This window comes from Micromonospora sp. A3M-1-15 (assembly GCF_024213425.1).
Taxonomy (GTDB): Bacteria; Actinomycetota; Actinomycetes; order Mycobacteriales; family Micromonosporaceae; genus Micromonospora; species Micromonospora chersina.
Genome location: NZ_JANAVK010000008.1, coordinates 166,608 through 183,229, shown reverse-complemented (window position 1 = coordinate 183,229; position 16,622 = coordinate 166,608). Strand labels below are relative to the sequence as shown.

Sequence of the window (16,622 nt, the reverse complement as noted above, 5' to 3'; positions counted from 1 at the left end):
GTCCAGGTGTAGCCGTTCGCAGAGATAGTACGGGACGAACGTCGCCAAGGCTCGACCCGAAATCTTCCGTCCACAGGGTGGGGATCGTAAAAACGCAGGTCAGCGCCGTGATGCCCAGAATTCCCCATCACTTATCCACACCCTGTGCACACCCTGCGCACATGCCTGTCCACCGGTGTCCACAGGTTGTCCCGAGGCTCGTCCACCGGTGCTGTTGAGCGGCTGACCTCGGGTTCCGTATCGTGGTCCCCCGACCGTCCGGGCGATGGCCCCCGATCGACCGGAGGGTCGTCGGAAGTTGTCACACCCCGGCGGTAGAGCTGGAACCGATCCGACGCAGCAAGGGGGGACCCGTGTCGGTCACCGACGAGACGCGCTCGGAGCGGGCCGGGGGGCAACAGCCCGCACCCGCGCAGCGGGACGGCCAGTTCGAGAAGACCCCGCCCCAGGACGTGGCCGCCGAGCAGTGCGTCCTCGGCGGCATGCTGCTGTCCAAGGACGCCATCGCGGACGTCGTCGAGATCCTCAAGTCGAACGACTTCTACCGCCCGGTGCACGCCACCATCTTCGACGCGATCCTCGACATCTACGGCCGGGGCGAGCCCGCCGACCCGATCACCGTGGCCGCCGCGCTCGCCGACTCCGGCGACCTGGCCCGGATCGGTGGCGCGCCCTACCTGCACACGCTGATCGCCAGCGTCCCCACCGCGGCCAACGCGGCGTACTACGCCCGCATCGTCGGTGAGCGGGCGGTGCTGCGCCGGCTGGTCGAGGCCGGCACCCGGATCGTCCAGCTGGGCTACGGCACCGGCCAGGGCGGCAGCCGGGACGTCGACGACATCGTCGACCTCGCCCAGCAGGCCGTCTACGAGGTGACCGAGAAGCGGGTCAACGAGGATTTCGCCGTCCTGGCCGACATGCTCCAGCCGACGCTCGACGAGATCGAGGCGGTGGGCGCCCAGGGCGGGGTGATGAGCGGTGTGCCCACCGGGTTCAGCGACCTCGACCGCCTGCTCAACGGCCTGCACCCGGGTCAGCTCATCATCGTGGCCGGCCGGCCTGGCCTGGGCAAATCGACCGCATCTATGGACTTTGCCCGAAATGCCGCTATCCGCTTCAATCAGGCGTCGGCGATCTTCTCGCTGGAAATGAGCAAGGTCGAGATCGTCATGCGACTCCTCTCGGCCGAGGCGCGCGTGCCGCTGCACGTGCTGCGCAGCGGCCAGCTCTCCGACGACGACTGGACCAAGCTGGCCCGCTGCATGGGCGAGATCAGCGAGGCGCCGCTCTTCGTCGACGACACGCCGAGCATGAACCTCATGGAGATCCGGGCCAAGGCCCGGCGGCTCAAGCAGAAGCACGACCTCAAGCTGATCGTGGTCGACTACCTCCAGCTGATGACCTCGCCGAAGCGCACCGAGAGCCGGCAGCAGGAGGTCGCGGACCTGTCCCGTGGCCTGAAGCTGCTGGCCAAGGAGGTCGAGTGCCCGGTGATCGCGGTGAGCCAGCTGAACCGTGGCCCGGAGCAGCGCACCGACAAGCGACCCCAGCTGTCCGATCTGCGTGAATCGGGCTCGATCGAGCAGGACGCCGACGTCGTCCTGCTGCTGCACCGCGACGACTACTACGACAAGGAGTCGCCGCGGGCGGGCGAGGCGGATTTCATTGTTGCCAAGCACAGAAATGGCCCGACCGACACGGTGACCGTGGCCGCGCAGCTGCACCTGTCGCGCTTCGTCGACATGGCCATCGTCTGAGCCGTGCCGGACGGGCCGTCAGCCGAGCAGCGGGAACCAGCCGGCGGCCTCGCCCAGTTCGAGCCGGTCGCGGTCGGTGAGCGGCACCCGGCCGGTGGCCTTGAGCAGGTAGTCCCGGTCGTCCCAGCCGACCGGCCGGACCGCGTCGTCGCTGAGCAGTCCGTCCACGGTGGCCACCGCCACCCGCGTGGGCGCCGCGGCGGGGAGCGGGGCGTCGGGCAGGTCCACGACCAGGTCCAGGTGGTGGATCACCGCCTCGGTGGTCAGGGTGGCGAGGAGATCGGGTACGCGTAGGACGTGCCCCTGCGTGGTCACGTACCCATCGGGGTCCGCGGCGGCGGCCGCCCGCGCGGCGGCGGGCGCGGTGTCGGACCAGATGCGCACCACGCCGCTGGGCCGGTCGAAGGCGGCGGCCGAGCGTCGGGCCCACCAGGCGTGCTTCACGCTCGCGTCGTCGTCGCCTGGGGTGAACGCGCGCCAGTAGCTGACGTCGTCGACGTCGGCCGGGCCGGGTGCGGGGCTGGCGAGGGCGACCAGTGCCCGTTGCGCGTCGCAGAGCACGTGGAAGAGCAGGTCGGCGACGAGCCAGCCCCGGCAGCGGGTGGGTCGTTGCAGGGCGGCGTCGTCCAGTGGGGTCACGACGGCGGTGATGCCGTCATACGCCTGCGCCAGCGCCTCGTGCTGCCGGATCGCGGTCATGTCGTGCAGCCTGCCACGGCGTGGCGGAGTCGGCACGACGGCGACGCCGGGCCGGTGGGTCGCCGGCCCGGCGCGGCGGCGGTCAGTCGAACAGTTCGCCGAGGAAGCCGTGGTGCTTCTTCTTCCGGCGGTAGTGGCCGTGGTAGCCGTAGTGCTGCTGACCGTAGGCCGGCTGCGGGTAGCCGTGGCCGGGCGGCGGCGGAGGGGGCGGGGGGACGGCGCCGTAGCCGGGCTGGTGCGGAGCCGCTGCGGGCGGGGGCGGAGGGGGCGGGGTGTAGCCGCCGCCGGCCGGGGCGGCCTGCCGCGCGCCGTGCTGCTGGTTCCAGTTCGCCTCGGCCTCGAACAGCTTCTCGAGCTCGCCGCGGTCGAGGAAGATGCCGCGGCATTCGCCGCACTGGTCGATGACTACTCCGCTGCGCTCGTACTGGCGCATCTCTCCGTGGCATTTGGGACAGGTGAGCTGCATGACACCGAAGGTACCCGGTGAAATCACGCGGTGGCGGTGAGCGCCTGCGTCACCTCGTCGTCGGAGACCTCGTGGAAGTCGTCGTAGTACGCCCCGACCGCGGCGAAGTCGGGTGGGATCTGGGCGCAGACCACCTGGTCGGCTTCGGCGGCGAGCATCTCGTACGCCTGGTCGGAGCCGACCGGGACGGCCACCACCACGCGGGCGGCGCCCAGGTGCCGGGCGACCTGCACGGCGGCGCGGGCGGTGGCGCCGGTGGCCAGTCCGTCGTCGACGATGACGGCGGTGCGTCCGGTCAGGTCGAGCTGCGGGCGGCCGCCCCGGTAGAGCCGTTCGCGGCGGTCGAGTTCGGTCTGTTCGTTCCGGCGTACCTCGGCCCGCTCGTCCTCCCCGATCCGGCCGGCGACCATGTCGTTGAGGACCTGCACCCCGCCGGGGCCGAGCGCCCCGTACGCCACCTCGGGGGCCCAGGGCACGCCGAGCTTGCGGACCACGAGCACGTCCAGTGGCGCGCCGAGCCGTTCGGCGATCACCCGGGCGACGGGTACGCCGCCGCGGACCAGCCCGAGGACGATGACGTCGGGTCGGCCGGCGAGGTCGCCGAGCCGGTCGGCGAGCATCCGTCCCGCCTCGGCCCGGTCGCGGTAGGTGGTCATGCCTCAGGTCTACGCCCTCCGGCCGGGCCGTGCCGGCCAGTTCCCCGGAAAGCCGGTCAGGGTGCGACGTCGGGGCGGCGCTCGGCGAGCGCCAGGGCGGGGGCGATGACCAGCAGGGCGAGGGGGTAGAGCAGGTAGCCGAATCGGGTCGAGGGCATCAGCAGGATCGCGGCGAGCAGCCCGTACCCGCAGATCAGCGCGGCGGCGGCGGCGGTGCGCGGCGGGCGGCGCAGCAGCCGGACGGCGATCGCCACCGCGACGGCGGCGAGCAGCGCGGCGGCGATCAGCCGACCGGCGGGCAGCGTGGTCGCGATCAGGTGGCCGGGAAACGGGGACTGCGCGGGGCTGGTCACCAGCCCGTGCCCGAGCGGGAAGCGCACCACGTTCTCCACCAGGGCGTCGCGGTCGACCAGCAGCACGGGGAGGAGCGCGAGGACCGGCAGGCCGAGGGCGCCCAGGGCGGTGCGCAGGCCCGCCCGGCGGGTGACGGCCCAGCAGACCAGCACGACGGCCACGGGCCAGGCGAAGAGCTTCAGCGCGCCGGCCGCGCCGACCGCGAGGCCCGCGCGGCCGGGCCGGCCGGCGGCGGCGAGGGCCAGGGCGAGCAGGCAGAGCGCGAGTACGGGCAGGTCGTCGCCACCGGTGGCCAGGGTGAGCGCGCAGATCGGCAGGACGGTCGCGGCCTGCACGGCGCGCAGGACGGCGGCGTTCCGCCGGGGTGCGGCGGGGCCGGCGGTGGTCCGCAGGGTGATTACGGCGGCGGCCAGTGCCAGCGCGGTGACCAGGGCGAACCAGACCCGCGCGTCGGTCCACCAGGCGTCGGCAGCGGCCCGGGGCAGCCCGAACAGCGCCATCCCGGGCTGGTAGGGGGTGTAGCCGAGCAGTTGCTCGCCGGGGGGCAGGGCGGCGATCGCGTCGTGCCCGAGGTAGGGGGTGCCGTGCTCGGCGAGCCGCGCCCCGGCGTGTTCGACCACGACCACCTCCTCCTGCGCCCGGTCGGTCCGCCCACCGGCCCGCTGGATGCTCTGCGCGACGACCGGCAGGAGGGCGGTGGTGGCCCAGGCGAAGCCGGTGACCGCCCAGCGGGCGGGCAGGCCGGCGAGGGGGGTGCCGGGGCGCCGGCGTCGGGCCAGGAGTTGACCGGCGGCGGCGAGGGCCGCCAGCGCGTACCCGATGGTGGCGAGCGTGCCCCAGGCCCGGTGCGGCAGCAGCGTGGAGGTGGCGGCGGTGACCGCGGCGAACACCGCGGAGACGGCGTAGAGGCCCAGGTCGAGGGGGAGGCCGCCGCCGGCCGTGTCGACCGCCTGCCAGCGGCGGGAGGCGGGGGCGGTCCGGTCGGCGTCGGCGGTCACGCCGGCCAGTCTGGCAGACCCGCGGATCTTGGTGGGTCGGCGTGGTCAGGGAGCGGGGGTGGCGGTGCGGTTGCGGCCGCCGCCGGTGCGGCGGCCGGGGAGGCGGATCACCGCGCCCGCGTCGTGCAGCGGCGCCGCGAGGGCTCCCGGGCGGCCGCCGGCGCCCCGCTGGAGGGCGGCGAGCAGCGTGCCGGACGGCAGCGGCCGGGCGAACAGGTGGCCCTGCCCGGCGGCGCAGCCCAGCTCCCAGAGGGCCCGCCGCTGCGGCTCGCTCTCCACGCCCTCGGCCACCACGGTCAGGTCGAGGCTGCGGCCCAGGTCGAGGGTGGAGCGGATCACCGCCGCGGCCTCGGCCGTGCTCTCCATCGCGGTGACGAAGCTCCGGTCGATCTTCAGCTCGTGCACCGGGATCCGGGAGAGCAGGGAGAGGGAGGAGTAGCCGGTGCCGAAGTCGTCCAGGGCCAGCCGTACGCCGGAGTCGCGCAGCCGGCTGAGCACCCGGTCGACCACGTCGAGCTGGCTGAGCGTCAGGGTCTCGGTCAGCTCCAGCACGAGCCGGTCCGGCGGCAGGTCGTGCGCCCGCAGCCGGGCCAGCACCGCCCCGGGGAAGCGGGCGTCGAGGAGACTGCGCGGCGACACGTTCACCGATACGGGCAGGTCGAAGCCGGCGTCCCGCCAGGAGCCGGCGGCGATCAGGGCCTGGTCGAGGATCGCCTCAGCGAAGGCGGGCAGCAGCCCGGAGCGCTCGACCGCCTCCAGGAACCGCAGCGGGTCGATCATGCCGTGCGTCGGGTGGTGCCAGCGGGCCAGCGCCTCCGCGCCGATCACCTCGCCGCTGCCCAGGTCGACGATCGGCTGGAAGTTGACGGTGAACTCGTGGTCGGCGACCGCCCGGGGCAGTTCGCCGCCGAGGGTGAGCCGGCCCAGGTCGGCGGTGTCGCGGGTCGGGGCGTACGTGGCGATGCGCTGGCCGGCCCGCTTGGCCTGGTACATGGCCACGTCGGCGCGGCGCAGCAGCTCGGGCATCCCGCCGCTGGCCGGGGCGACCGCGATGCCGCCGCTGGCCTCCACACTGATCCGCATGCCGTCCAGGTCGAGCGGCTCGTGCAGCGCGGCCAGCAGCGCCTCGGCGCGGTGCGCGGCGATCGCCGGGGCGGGCAGGCCGCGCAGCAGGACGGCGAACTCGTCACCGCCGAGCCGGGCCACCAGGTCGTCGGAGCGGGCCGCGTCGCGCAGCCGGTCGGCAACCTGCGTCAGCACGCGGTCGCCGGCGCCGTGCCCGAGGGTGTCGTTGACCTCCTTGAAATGGTTGAGGTCGATCAGCACCAGGGCGGTGACGCCGTCGGCGTGCCGGTTGGTGAGCTGCTCGGTGCCCTCGTCGAGCAGGTGCCGGCGGTTGGAGAGCCCGGTGAGGGCGTCGTGGGTGGCAGCGTACGCGTGCTCGTCGGCGATCCGGGCCAGCTCGGCGTACGCCTGCGCGTTGCGGACCGCGGTGCACAGCGCCGAGGCGAAGGTACGCAGGGTGTACTGCTCCCGCTCGGACAGCTCGACCGGCCCGGCGAACCGCAGCCGCAGCACCCCGAGGTCCACCGCCCGGTCGTGTCCCTCCAGCGCGACCGGCATGACCCTGCCGTCCACCGTGCTGGGCTCGGGGGCCGCCCCGTCGTACGCGATGCCGCCGGCGCTGCCGCGGACCGTGCGTCGCCGGTCGCGCAGCTCGATCTCCACCTCGTCGGCCGAGAAGAGTTCGGCGGCCTCGGTGACGGCGGTGGTCAGCACCTGGTCGAGGTCGACCACGTTGAGCGCGTCGGTGGCCCGGGCGAGTCGCTGCCAGGCGTGCTGCTCGGTGCGGGTGCGGATCCGGGTCGAGTAGGCCAGGTGCAGGCTGAGCACCAGCGGCGGCACGGCGAGCAGCAGCCGGGGGTCGGCTCGGAGGATGAGTACCGTGCAGGCGGCCACGAGGAACCGGAGGGCGAAGCCTGCGACCCGCAGGTCGAGGTCGTTGCGGAACTGCCGGGAGATCGGCGTGCCTGAGGCGAGCGCGATGACCGGGATCGCGAGCACGTCATCCAGCAGTGCCGCGACCAGGTAGACGATGCCCAGCAACAGGACGATGCCCAGCGGATCGCGTGGTGGCCAGGAGTCTCCCATCAGCAGGACGACGACGGTGGCGCCTCCGGCCACCAGGGTGTGCTTCGCGACCGCGAAGGCGGTCTTGATGGGGGCCAGACGGGTCACTGACCCGCAGGTGACCCCGATACCGGTCACGAGGATCACCCAGGAGGGTGGTGCGACGGCGAGCCCGATCACGATCGCGGTCTCGACCCAGGCGAAGGCCAGAGTGGTCGACCGGATGCGTAGGGGGGTTTTGATGACGGTGGCCAGCGCGACCGTCACCACCAGGGACGTGATGGTGACGATGTTGCCGACGGAACTCGGGAGCCGGTTCCGGGTGGCGAAGAGGGCGACGAGCGCGACCGCTGCCGCGCACGCGACCAAGGTGAACACGAGCGCACGCAGGCGCGCTTCGGTAGCCCTTCGACCATCCGCCGTTCGGCTCAACCGGCATCACCTGTCGCTTGCACTCACCATGCGATGACAGGCAGCCTACCGCTCGGGTTGGGCGAGGGACACCGGTCAGGTCCATTCGGTGCTACGCACTGTTCAGCCCTCCTCTGCATTTCGGGTGGTCGGAAACGGATACGTGAACAGAGGAGCTGTCAGGTCCATTCGGTGCTACGCATCGTCTCGACCTCCTCCGGTATCTCCTGCGCGTAATGGCGCCTGCTCGGTGAAGAGCAGATTAAAGGAGGAGATGGGCGATATCCAAGAATGGATGTCGGTATGCGCAATATAAGTAACTAGCCACCGCTATATGACGTTGTGTCCACGTGGAGTGTGCGGAGCGGAGCCGGTCGTATCTTCTCGTGTCGGCGTGGTTGCTGACTGCCATGTGGAATGGCGCGGTGGGAGCGCTGTCTGCCAGCCTTGCCGCATGCGAGAAACATTTCAACCGTGGTTCGGTCGGCTTCGGTCGGCGAGTCGGATGAACCGGCGATCGGAAGCTGGGAAGTGGTCGCTCCCCAGTGGGGCTCCGACCATTGGTTTCATGAATTAGGCTGTCGATTCGGCCTGGACGAGGCGTATCAAAGCGGAGCAGACCCTCGTGGAAATTCGAGTCATCGGCGGCCTGGCGGTAAGGCTCGGCGGGAAGAGTCTGGCACTCGGAACTCCCAAGCAGCAGTTGGTGCTGGCGATGCTCGCCCTACACGTCGACCGGCTGGTCACGGTGGACGAGTTGGTGGACGAGTTGTGGCCGGAGGACCCACCCCGTTCGGCCGTACCCAACGTCCGCACCTACGCCGCCAATCTGCGGCGGAGCCTCAACTCGATTGTCGACGAGCGAGTTACGGTCGTCCGGGAACAGGGCGGCTACCGGCTCGTCGTCGACGAGGACCGGATCGACCTGAACCGCCTGGCGGCCGGCTGGCGCGACGCTCGGAACCTGGCCGACCGGGGCAGGCCGGCCGAGGCTGTCCCGCTGCTCGCCGAGGTGATCGAAGCGTGGCCAGGTCCGCTGCTCGCCGGACTGCCGCTGGGCCCGCACCTGACGGCGCGGCGAGAGGCGGTGGAGCGCGACCGGCAACTGGCCGTGGAGCTGCTCGGCGAGCTGCGACTCCGGACCGATCGTGCCGACCTCGCCCTCCCGCTCCTGCGCGCCCACGCATCGCGGCATCCCCTGCGGGAACCCGCGCAGGCTCTGCTCATGCGGGCACTCATCCGGAGCGACGACCTGAGCGGAGCGCTCGCCGTCTACCAGGCCACCCACGACGGGCTCGCCCAGCAGCTCGGTGTCCCGCCCGGGCCCGAATTGCAACGGCTGCGTCGGGCTGCGCTCGACGCCCGCCGGACAAGGCGGAGGGCCGGCGGCGACCGGCCGGTAGCCGGTTCGACCGGATGGAATCCCGATGGCGATCGAGGCGCGAACTGGTTGCCCCGGGTGGTGACGGACTTCGTCGGGCGGCGGGAGATCGTCGACCGGATGCTCGACGAGATCGCCATCGGTGACGAGGCAGGGCCGGTAGTGCGCGTGATCGACGGCATGGCGGGGTGCGGCAAGACCACCCTCGCCGTTCACCTGGCCAAGCGTCTCGCCGACCGGTTTCCCGGTGGGCAGCTCTTCATCGACCTGGGCGGCCACGCCGAGGGAGCGCCGGTCCACCCCGCTTCGGCGCTGGTCACCCTGCTCCGCCAGTTGGGCCTGTCGGCAGGTCGGATCCCCGGGGACCTGCCCGAGCGGATCGAGATGTGGCGGCGGGAACTCGCGCTCCGCAGAGTTGTGGTGGTGCTCGACAACGCCGCGGACAGCGCCCAGGTCGAGCCGCTGCTGCCCATCTCCGGTCGCGCCGTGGTCCTCGTGACGAGCCGGCGCCGCCTCCTGGCGCTCACCGAGCGGCCCCCCGTCTCGCTCTCCGTACTCCCTGAGCCCGACGCGCTGGCCCTGCTCAGGGCTCTCGTCGGCGAGCGACGGGTCGAGGCCGACCCGGACGGCGCGTCGGAGGTCGTCCGCATCTGTGGCGGCCTCCCGCTCGCCATCAGGCTGGCCGGCACCCGCCTGGCCCATCGCCCGGCCTGGAGCATGTCCGACATGGTTCGCAGGCTGGCCGGGAAGCCCACGTTCCTCCCCCGGCTGCAGGCGGAGGCGCGGACCGTGGTGGAGGCGTTCGCCGCGTCATACGAACCGCTCGGTGACTCCGCCAAGCGTGTCTTCCGCTCCTTCGGGCTCGCTGCGGGAAACCATCTCGATACCGCGATGGTGGGCGCGCTCACCGGTCTGCCGCTTGACCAGGCCGCCGAACTCATCGAGGAACTGGTCGACCGTCACCTGGTGGAGGAGATCGCCGACGGGCGCTATCGCCTGCACGACCTGATGCGGCAGTACGCCTACGAACTGTCCGTGCAGGCCGATTCGGCACCGGCGCGGAAAGCGGCGGTGGAAGCTCTCTTGGACCATCTCCTGCATTCGGTCGTGGTGGCGTCCGCCTCGATCGAGGAAAAGCGCCTGGTCGACCTGCATCTCCGCCTGAAGCCACCACTGCGTCCTGATCTGCTCCTGGCACGGCTTCCCGGCGACCTGGGGTGGCTGGAGGAGCAGCGCCTCAATCTGGACGCCCTCGTCCGTCAGGCCGCGCGAGAGGGGCATGAGGCGCTGGCGTGGCGGTTGGCCCGGGCCGCCTGGCGCTTCTTCTACCTGCGCAGCTACTTCGACGACATCTCGACCACCCATGGCGAGGGACTGGTCGCGGCACGCCGGTCGGGGGATCGGCACGCCGTCGCCCTGATGCACAACTACCTCGCCTCGGCCTGCGTGCGCACCGGCGCTTACCAGGAGGCGTCGGCGCACCTGCACGAGGTGGTGTCGATCCGCGCGGAACTCGGCGACGTCGAGGGCACGGATCGCGCGCGGGTGAACCTGGGCGTCCTCTACTGGCTCACCGGCCGCATCCAGGAGGCGCTCGACATCAACCAGGCGGCGGTGCGGGCCAACAGTCTGGAAAGCCTGCCGGTGCTCCCCAACCTGGGCCTCACCCTGCGCTTCCTCGGCCGGTACGACGAGTCCATGGCGGTTCACCGGCTGCATCTCTTCGTCGCCCGGGTCAAGGGGGACCAGTTCCACATGTCCAACGCGCTCGGTCACCTCGGCGGAGTCCGCTACCGCCTCGGCCAGAACGCACAGGCGGAACGACTGCTCCGGGCCTCCCTCGCGCTGCGGGACCGCACCGGCAACGGATACGCCCGAGCCGAGATTCTGAGCGACCTGGCCGGGACCTACCGGCAGCTCGGACGGCATGACGAGGCCCTGCGGCATCACGACGCCGCGATCGAGGCGGCGGCCGATTCCGGCGAACGCCACGTCCAGGCCGAGGCCCGCAACGAACTGGCCGTGACACTGCGGGTCGTGGGGCGGCAGGAGGAGTCGGCGGCGATGTTCCGCCAGGCGCTCGACATCGCCACCCGGATCGCCCACCCCTATGAGCAGGCCCGGGCCCTCAGCGGCCTCGCCGAGCACCTGACGGACACCGAGCCGGGGGAAGCGCGCCGGTACCGGCAGCGGGCCCTGGCGATCTTCGAGCGGATGGGTGTCCCCGAGCAGTACGAGATCCGCCGGCTGCTGGCAGAGGGCGTGTCGGACCCGGCCTGAACCGGTTTATCGATTTCTTATCGCCGGGCACGTTAGCGTCGCCGGCATGTCGACCAACGGGGGCGGTCCACTCCACGAAGGACCCGGTCGACGAGGCCCCCGCCGTCGGATTTCCCCCCAGCGAATCGACGGTGGGCAGGTGAGGGAGGGGTGTCGTGTCGGCTGATCGGCACCAGACGCGACGCCCCTCCCCGCCGACGGCCCGGAACGCGCGCCCGGTCGTACCCGACGGATAGGCTCGCGCCGTGACCGAACCCGCGCAGCTCACCCACGTCGACCCGGCCGGCGCGGCCCGGATGGTCGACGTCTCCGCCAAGCCGGTGTCCGGCCGGCTCGCGGTCGCCGCCGGCCGGCTCCGCACCACCGCCGAGGTGGTCGAGCTGCTGCGTCGCGACGGCCTGCCCAAGGGGGACGCGCTGGCGGTCGGCCGGCTCGCCGGGATCATGGGAGCCAAGCGGACGCCTGACCTGATCCCGCTCTGCCACCCGATCGCCCTGCACGGCGTCACGGTCGACCTGCGTCTCACCGACGACACGGTCGAGATCACCGCCACGGCGCGGACCGCCGACCGGACGGGGGTCGAGATGGAGGCGCTCACCGCGGTGGCCGTCGCCGGCCTCGCCCTGGTCGACATGGTCAAGGCGGTCGACCCGGCCGCCTCGGTGGACGGCGTCCGGGTGCTGCGCAAGGAGGGCGGCAAGACCGGCGAGTGGGTCCGGCCGGAGGACCGGCCGTGATCCGGGCCCGGGTGATCGTGGCCTCCAACCGGGCCGCCGCCGGGGTCTACGCCGACACCAGCGGCCCGCTGCTCGTCGCCGGCCTGCGGGAGCTGGGCTGCGAGGTCGACGACCCGGTGGTCGTGCCCGACGGCGAGCCGGTCGGTGAGGCGCTGCGGGAGGCCCGCGACGAGGGCGTGGACGTGGTGCTGACCAGCGGCGGCACGGGCGTCACCCCGACCGACCGCACCCCCGAGGTGACCCGCGCCGTGCTCGACTACGAGGTCCCCGGCATCGCCGAGGCGATCCGGGCGTACAGCCGCGACGCGGTGCCGACGGCCGCGCTGTCCCGCGGGCTGGCCGGGGTGGCCGGCCGGATGCTGGTGGTGAACCTGCCGGGTTCGCGCGGCGGGGCGAAGGACGGGCTGGCCGTGCTCGGGCCGATCCTGCGGCACACCGTCGACCAGCTACGCGGCGGCGACCACTGACCACGCGCCCTGGAGCGTCGGCGGACCGCCCCGGGGATAGGCTCGGTCGATGAGCACGGAAACCGCAGCCGCCGCGGCCGAGGTCGTCGCGCCGCCGCCGGCCGGGTGGGAGGAGGCCCGCTCCCGGGTGTACGCGGTGGGTCTCGCCGCCGCGCTCCCGGCGGTCAGCCGGCCGCTCGCCGACGCCGACGGGCACACCCTGGCCGAGCCGCTGACCCCGCGGACCGACCTGCCGGCCTTCCCGACCTCCAGCGTGGACGGCTGGGCGGTGCGCGGGGAAGGCCCGTGGAAGGTGGTCGGCCGGGTGCTCGCGGGGCACACCCCGCCCCCGCTGGAGGCCGACGGCAGCACGGTGGAGATCGCCACCGGCGCGATGGTCCCCGAGGGCGCGACGGCGATCCTGCGGATCGAGGAGTCGACCCGGACGGCCGACGACCGGGTGGCCGGCACGCCGCGTCCGGCGCCGGAGTGGCGGGAGCCGGGCGAGGAGGCGTACGCCGGGGAGGAGCTCTTGCCCGCCGGCACGCCGGTGGACCCGGCGGTGCTCGGCCTGGCCGCCTCCTGCGGGCACGACACCCTGCGGGTCCGCCGCCGGCCCCGGGCCGCGCTGCTGGTCTTCGGTGACGAGCTGCTGACCTCGGGCCCGCCGGGGGCCGGCCGGGTCCGCGACGCGCTCGGCCCGTCGGTGCCCGCCTGGCTGCGCCGGTACGGCTGCCAGGTGCGTCCCGCCGACGTGGTGGGTCCGGTGGCCGACACCCTGCCCGCCCACGTGGCCGCGCTGCGCGCCGCGCTGGCCGACGCCGACCTGGTCTGCACCACCGGCGGCACCATGCACGGCCCGGTCGACCACCTGCATCCGACGCTGGAGGCGCTCGGCGCCGACTACGTGGTGAACACCGTGGCGGTCCGGCCGGGTTTCCCCATGCTGCTGGCCCGGCTGGTCGACGACGACGGCCGGGTGCGCTTCGTGGCCGGACTGCCGGGCAACCCGCAGTCCGCGGTCGTCGCGCTGGTCTCGCTGGTCGCGCCGTTGCTCGCCGGCCTGCAGGGTCGGCCGATGCCGGTGCTGCCGCAGGTCACGTTGGCCGAGCCGGTTCCGGGGCGGGGCGATTACACCCACCTCGCGCTGGTGCGTTGGGACCGGGTCGCGGGCACCGCGCACCCGGTCCGGCACGTCGGCTCGGCGATGCTGCGCGGCCTGGCCGGCGCGGACGGCTTCGCGGTGATCCGGCCGGGCACGAGCGGCGCGGCCGGCGACCGGGTGCCGGTGGTGCCGCTGCCGCTGACCCCCGGGGAGCGGTCGTGGTGAGCGCGAGGAGTGAGTCGGGGTTGCGAGCGCCGCAGTCGCGAACGAAGGCGACTCGGTGAGCGCGAGGAGTGAGTCGGGGTTGCGAGCCCCGCAGTCGCGAACGAAGGCGGCGCTGTGAGCGCGAGGAGTGAGCCGGGGTTGCGAGCCCCGCAGTCGCGAACGGAAGGCAACTCGGTGAGCGCGAGGAGTGAGTCGGGGTTGCGAGCCCCGCAGTCGCGAACGGAAGGCAACTCTGTGAGCGCGAGGAGTGAGCCGGGGAAGGTGGGTGTGGTCCTCGGCGCCGTGACCGACCGGCCGCTGGACCTGGCCGCGCACGAGGCGGCGGTCGCCGACCGCCGGGCCGGCGCCGTGGTCTCGTTCCAGGGCGTGGTCCGCGACCACGACCACGGCCGCACGGTCGACCTGCTGGAGTACGAGGGCCACCCGACCGCCGAGGCCGTGCTGCGCGAGGTGGCGGCCGAGGTCGCCGCGGACCCCGAGGTGTACGCGGTGGCCGTGTCGCACCGGATCGGCCCGCTGGAGATCGGCGACGTGGCCCTGGTGGCGGCGGTCAGCACGGCGCACCGGGCGGCGGCCTTCGCGGCCTGCGCGCGGCTTGTCGACGAGGTGAAGGCGCGGCTGCCGATCTGGAAGCGGCAGGTGTTCGCCGACGGCACCGAGGAGTGGGTGAACTGCCCCTGACGGTCAGCGCCGGGCGGCGAGCTGGGCCGTCCGGGCGAGCCGGTCGTGGTAGAACGCCGGCTCGGCGCCGGGCCGCCAGGGCAGCGCCGCGACCAGCACGATCAGGGCGATCGCCAGGGAGTTCTCCATGAGCGCGCCGAACAGGCCGTCCTGGTAGTGCGACACCTCGGGGAGCTGGTGCTCGTACGGCCAGATCGGTGAGATCAGGAAGAGCAGGTAGAGCCCGAGCGCGCCGACTCCGTGCCGGAGCCCGGTCAGGGTCGGGTACCAGATGGGCGGGCGCAGGGCCGGCACCCCGGTGGCCGGTGGCGTGCCGGTGGCCCGGGGCAGCACGCCGCGGCTGGCCTCGCGGCGGCGTACGGCGGCGTCGGCCAGCACGATGATGGCCGGGATGACCCAGACCAGGTGGTGCGACCAGGAGATCGGGCTGATCACGTTGGCGGTGAGCCCGACCAGGGTGAACGCGGTCAGCTCGTCGCCGTCGGCGCGGGCACTGGCCGCCCGGGACAGCCCGAGGGCCAGCATCAGCACCGAGAAGGCCAGCCAGAGCAGGCCGGGCGTGTCGATCGAGTCGTAGAGCCGGGCCAGCAGGCCGGCGAGCGACTGGTTGGCGGTCATGTCGGCGGCGCCCACCCGCTCGGTCTGCCAGAGCACGCTGGTGAAGTACGTCCGCGACTCGGCGCCCACGAGCCCGAACGTCGCGATGGTCACGCCGACGGCGGTGCCGACCGCGGTGAGCGCGGCCCGCCACTGCCGGGTGATCACGAGATAGCCCACGAACAGTGCCGGGGTGAGCTTGACCGCGGTGGCCAACCCGATGCCGACCCCGGCCCAGGCGCCGCTGTAGACGAACCGGGCCAGCGCCGAGTCGGCGGTCTCGTAGTGGGTGCCGCGCCGGGCCCGCCAGCGGAGGCCGATCAGGTCCGCCATGATCAGCGCGAAGAGCAGCAGGTTGACCTGGCCGTAGCCGAGGGTCTCCCGGGACGGCTCGATGGCCGCGGCCAGCGGGGTGGCGATGCCGACGGTGAACCAGAGTGACCAGCCGAGCCGGTCGACGATCGGGCGCAGCAGCGCGGCCAGCACGACGGCGAGCGCGGCGATGCTGGCCAGGGCGTTGAGGCAGCCGGCGGCGTCGACCGGCAGCCAGGACATCGGCAGCATGGCCAGGCCGGCGAAGGGTGGGTACGTGAAGCCCAGGGTGGTCGACGGGGCGATGAAGTCGTACAGCTCGTTGCCGCTCGCCCAGTACACGACGGCACCGTGGTAGATCTTCATGTCGAAGAAGTTGTACGGCCGCCCGAAGGCGCCGATGGCGAGCCAGGCGGCGTAGGCCACGGCGGCCACGATGCCGGTCCGTGTGACCGTCCTGCGGTCGATCCCCCGCGTCGCGCGCTGGAGGGGAGCGAGGCGGTCCGTCCGTCTACCGACTGTCGTCGGCATGGCGTGGCCACCCCCGTACCAAGATCGTCCTGCCCGTCCAGGTCCAGCACGGAGCCTAGAACGGCGCCTCACGTCACTGCCTCCCGCGTTATGCGACCGTGTCCGATCCCACACGTGTTTTTGACATTTCCGCCGGGTTAACGGGTCTCGGACGGTTCAGGTGATTGGTGGCCTTGCGGGGGTGGTGGCCGTATAGATGCAGGTCAGCCTGGGATTCGACGGGCGGTGGCCGCCGAGCGTACGGCGATCTTCGCCTCGCGGCGGGCGGTCCGGACCGCGCGCTTCACCGAGCGGCGTGAGTGGTCGATCCGGTGGCCGGTGCGCCAACGGAGCCCCGGCTTGCCCTCGGTGTCGGCGGCGGCGAGGAGGAGACCGCCGAAGAGGCCGAGGTTCTTCAGGAAGTGGATCTGGTTGTTGTTCCGCGCGGCCGGGTCCTCGGTGCTCCAGAAGGGATGGCCGGCGGCGGTGGTCGGCACCAGGGTGGCGGCGAGGACGAGCGCGGCCGGCCGGGTGAACCTGCCGGTCGCCAGCATGAGCCCGGCGACCAGTTGGGTGGCCGAGTTCGCCCGGACCAGCGTCGCGGTGTCGGTGGGGATGCGGGGGTTGATGTTCTGGAGCAGCGGCGTGACCTTGTCGGTGATCGGCTGCGCGGCCGGGACCAGCCGTCCCGGGTTCCGCAGGTTGCGGGCGCCGCTGACCACGAAGATGCCGCTCAACATGACGCGGGCGAGGGAGCGCACGGGCTTCATGGCTCAGTCATACCCCGTTGCGGCCCCCGCCACCCCCGCAACACTCGAAAGGGATCGGCCGACGTGGACGTCCGGAGCGTATCGATTTCAGCGACCGTCGCGGATGG

13 protein-coding genes are annotated in these 16,622 nt (G+C 72.8%); 6 read left to right on the top strand and 7 right to left on the bottom strand.

Annotation, left to right across the window (positions count from 1 at the left end):
- The first annotated feature begins 353 nt into the window (after positions 1–353).
- Complete coding sequence (gene dnaB / locus NLX85_RS31130) at positions 354–1,757, top strand: replicative DNA helicase (RefSeq protein ID WP_254341217.1); 1,404 nt, start codon at positions 354–356, stop codon at positions 1,755–1,757.
- 18 nt (positions 1,758–1,775) lie between these two features.
- On the opposite strand, the gene NLX85_RS31125 is transcribed toward dnaB, so the two are convergent.
- From NLX85_RS31125 to NLX85_RS31105, 5 genes are all read right to left on the bottom strand, one after another.
- On the bottom strand, positions 1,776–2,456 hold the full coding sequence (locus NLX85_RS31125; RefSeq protein WP_254341216.1) for a maleylpyruvate isomerase N-terminal domain-containing protein: 681 nt from the start codon (positions 2,454–2,456) through the stop codon (positions 1,776–1,778).
- Positions 2,457–2,538: 82 nt separating this feature from the next.
- Positions 2,539–2,922, bottom strand: coding sequence for a zf-TFIIB domain-containing protein (locus tag NLX85_RS31120; protein ID WP_254341212.1), 384 nt, complete (start codon positions 2,920–2,922; stop codon positions 2,539–2,541).
- 23 nt (positions 2,923–2,945) lie between these two features.
- Positions 2,946–3,578: a phosphoribosyltransferase gene (locus NLX85_RS31115; RefSeq protein WP_254341210.1), complete on the bottom strand. Its 633-nt coding sequence runs from the start codon at positions 3,576–3,578 to the stop codon at positions 2,946–2,948.
- Positions 3,579–3,634: 56 nt separating this feature from the next.
- Positions 3,635–4,930 (bottom strand): glycosyltransferase 87 family protein, encoded by a 1,296-nt coding sequence (locus NLX85_RS31110; RefSeq protein WP_254341208.1) that lies wholly within the window; start codon positions 4,928–4,930, stop codon positions 3,635–3,637.
- A 45-nt stretch (positions 4,931–4,975) separates the two neighbouring features.
- Positions 4,976–7,429, bottom strand: a complete 2,454-nt coding sequence (locus tag NLX85_RS31105; protein WP_254341412.1) for a bifunctional diguanylate cyclase/phosphodiesterase — start codon at positions 7,427–7,429, stop codon at positions 4,976–4,978.
- Between the two features lie 667 nt (positions 7,430–8,096).
- Here NLX85_RS31105 and NLX85_RS31100 point away from each other — a divergent pair.
- The 5 genes from NLX85_RS31100 to NLX85_RS31080 all read left to right on the top strand — a co-directional run bounded on the left by NLX85_RS31100 (position 8,097) and on the right by NLX85_RS31080 (position 14,326).
- On the top strand, positions 8,097–11,132 hold the full coding sequence (locus tag NLX85_RS31100; protein ID WP_254341207.1) for a tetratricopeptide repeat protein: 3,036 nt from the start codon (positions 8,097–8,099) through the stop codon (positions 11,130–11,132).
- A 245-nt stretch (positions 11,133–11,377) separates the two neighbouring features.
- Positions 11,378–11,869, top strand: a complete 492-nt coding sequence (gene moaC, locus NLX85_RS31095; protein WP_254341205.1) for a cyclic pyranopterin monophosphate synthase MoaC — start codon at positions 11,378–11,380, stop codon at positions 11,867–11,869.
- Positions 11,866–12,336, top strand: coding sequence for a molybdenum cofactor synthesis domain-containing protein (locus NLX85_RS31090; protein ID WP_254341202.1), 471 nt, complete (start codon positions 11,866–11,868; stop codon positions 12,334–12,336). The genes moaC and NLX85_RS31090 overlap by 4 nt, the downstream gene beginning before the upstream one ends.
- Before the next feature lie 49 nt (positions 12,337–12,385).
- Complete coding sequence (locus NLX85_RS31085) at positions 12,386–13,645, top strand: molybdopterin molybdotransferase MoeA (protein WP_254341200.1); 1,260 nt, start codon at positions 12,386–12,388, stop codon at positions 13,643–13,645.
- A gap of 261 nt (positions 13,646–13,906) precedes the next feature.
- A complete protein-coding gene (locus tag NLX85_RS31080; protein WP_091316373.1) occupies positions 13,907–14,326 on the top strand; it encodes a molybdenum cofactor biosynthesis protein MoaE in 420 nt (139 codons plus the stop codon).
- 3 nt (positions 14,327–14,329) lie between these two features.
- Here the strand turns inward: NLX85_RS31080 and NLX85_RS31075 are convergent, their stop codons facing one another.
- Positions 14,330–15,766, bottom strand: coding sequence for a glycosyltransferase 87 family protein (locus tag NLX85_RS31075; protein ID WP_254341198.1), 1,437 nt, complete (start codon positions 15,764–15,766; stop codon positions 14,330–14,332).
- A gap of 203 nt (positions 15,767–15,969) precedes the next feature.
- A complete protein-coding gene (locus tag NLX85_RS31070) occupies positions 15,970–16,515 on the bottom strand; it encodes a DoxX family protein (RefSeq protein WP_254341196.1) in 546 nt (181 codons plus the stop codon).
- Positions 16,516–16,622: the final 107 nt, after the last annotated feature.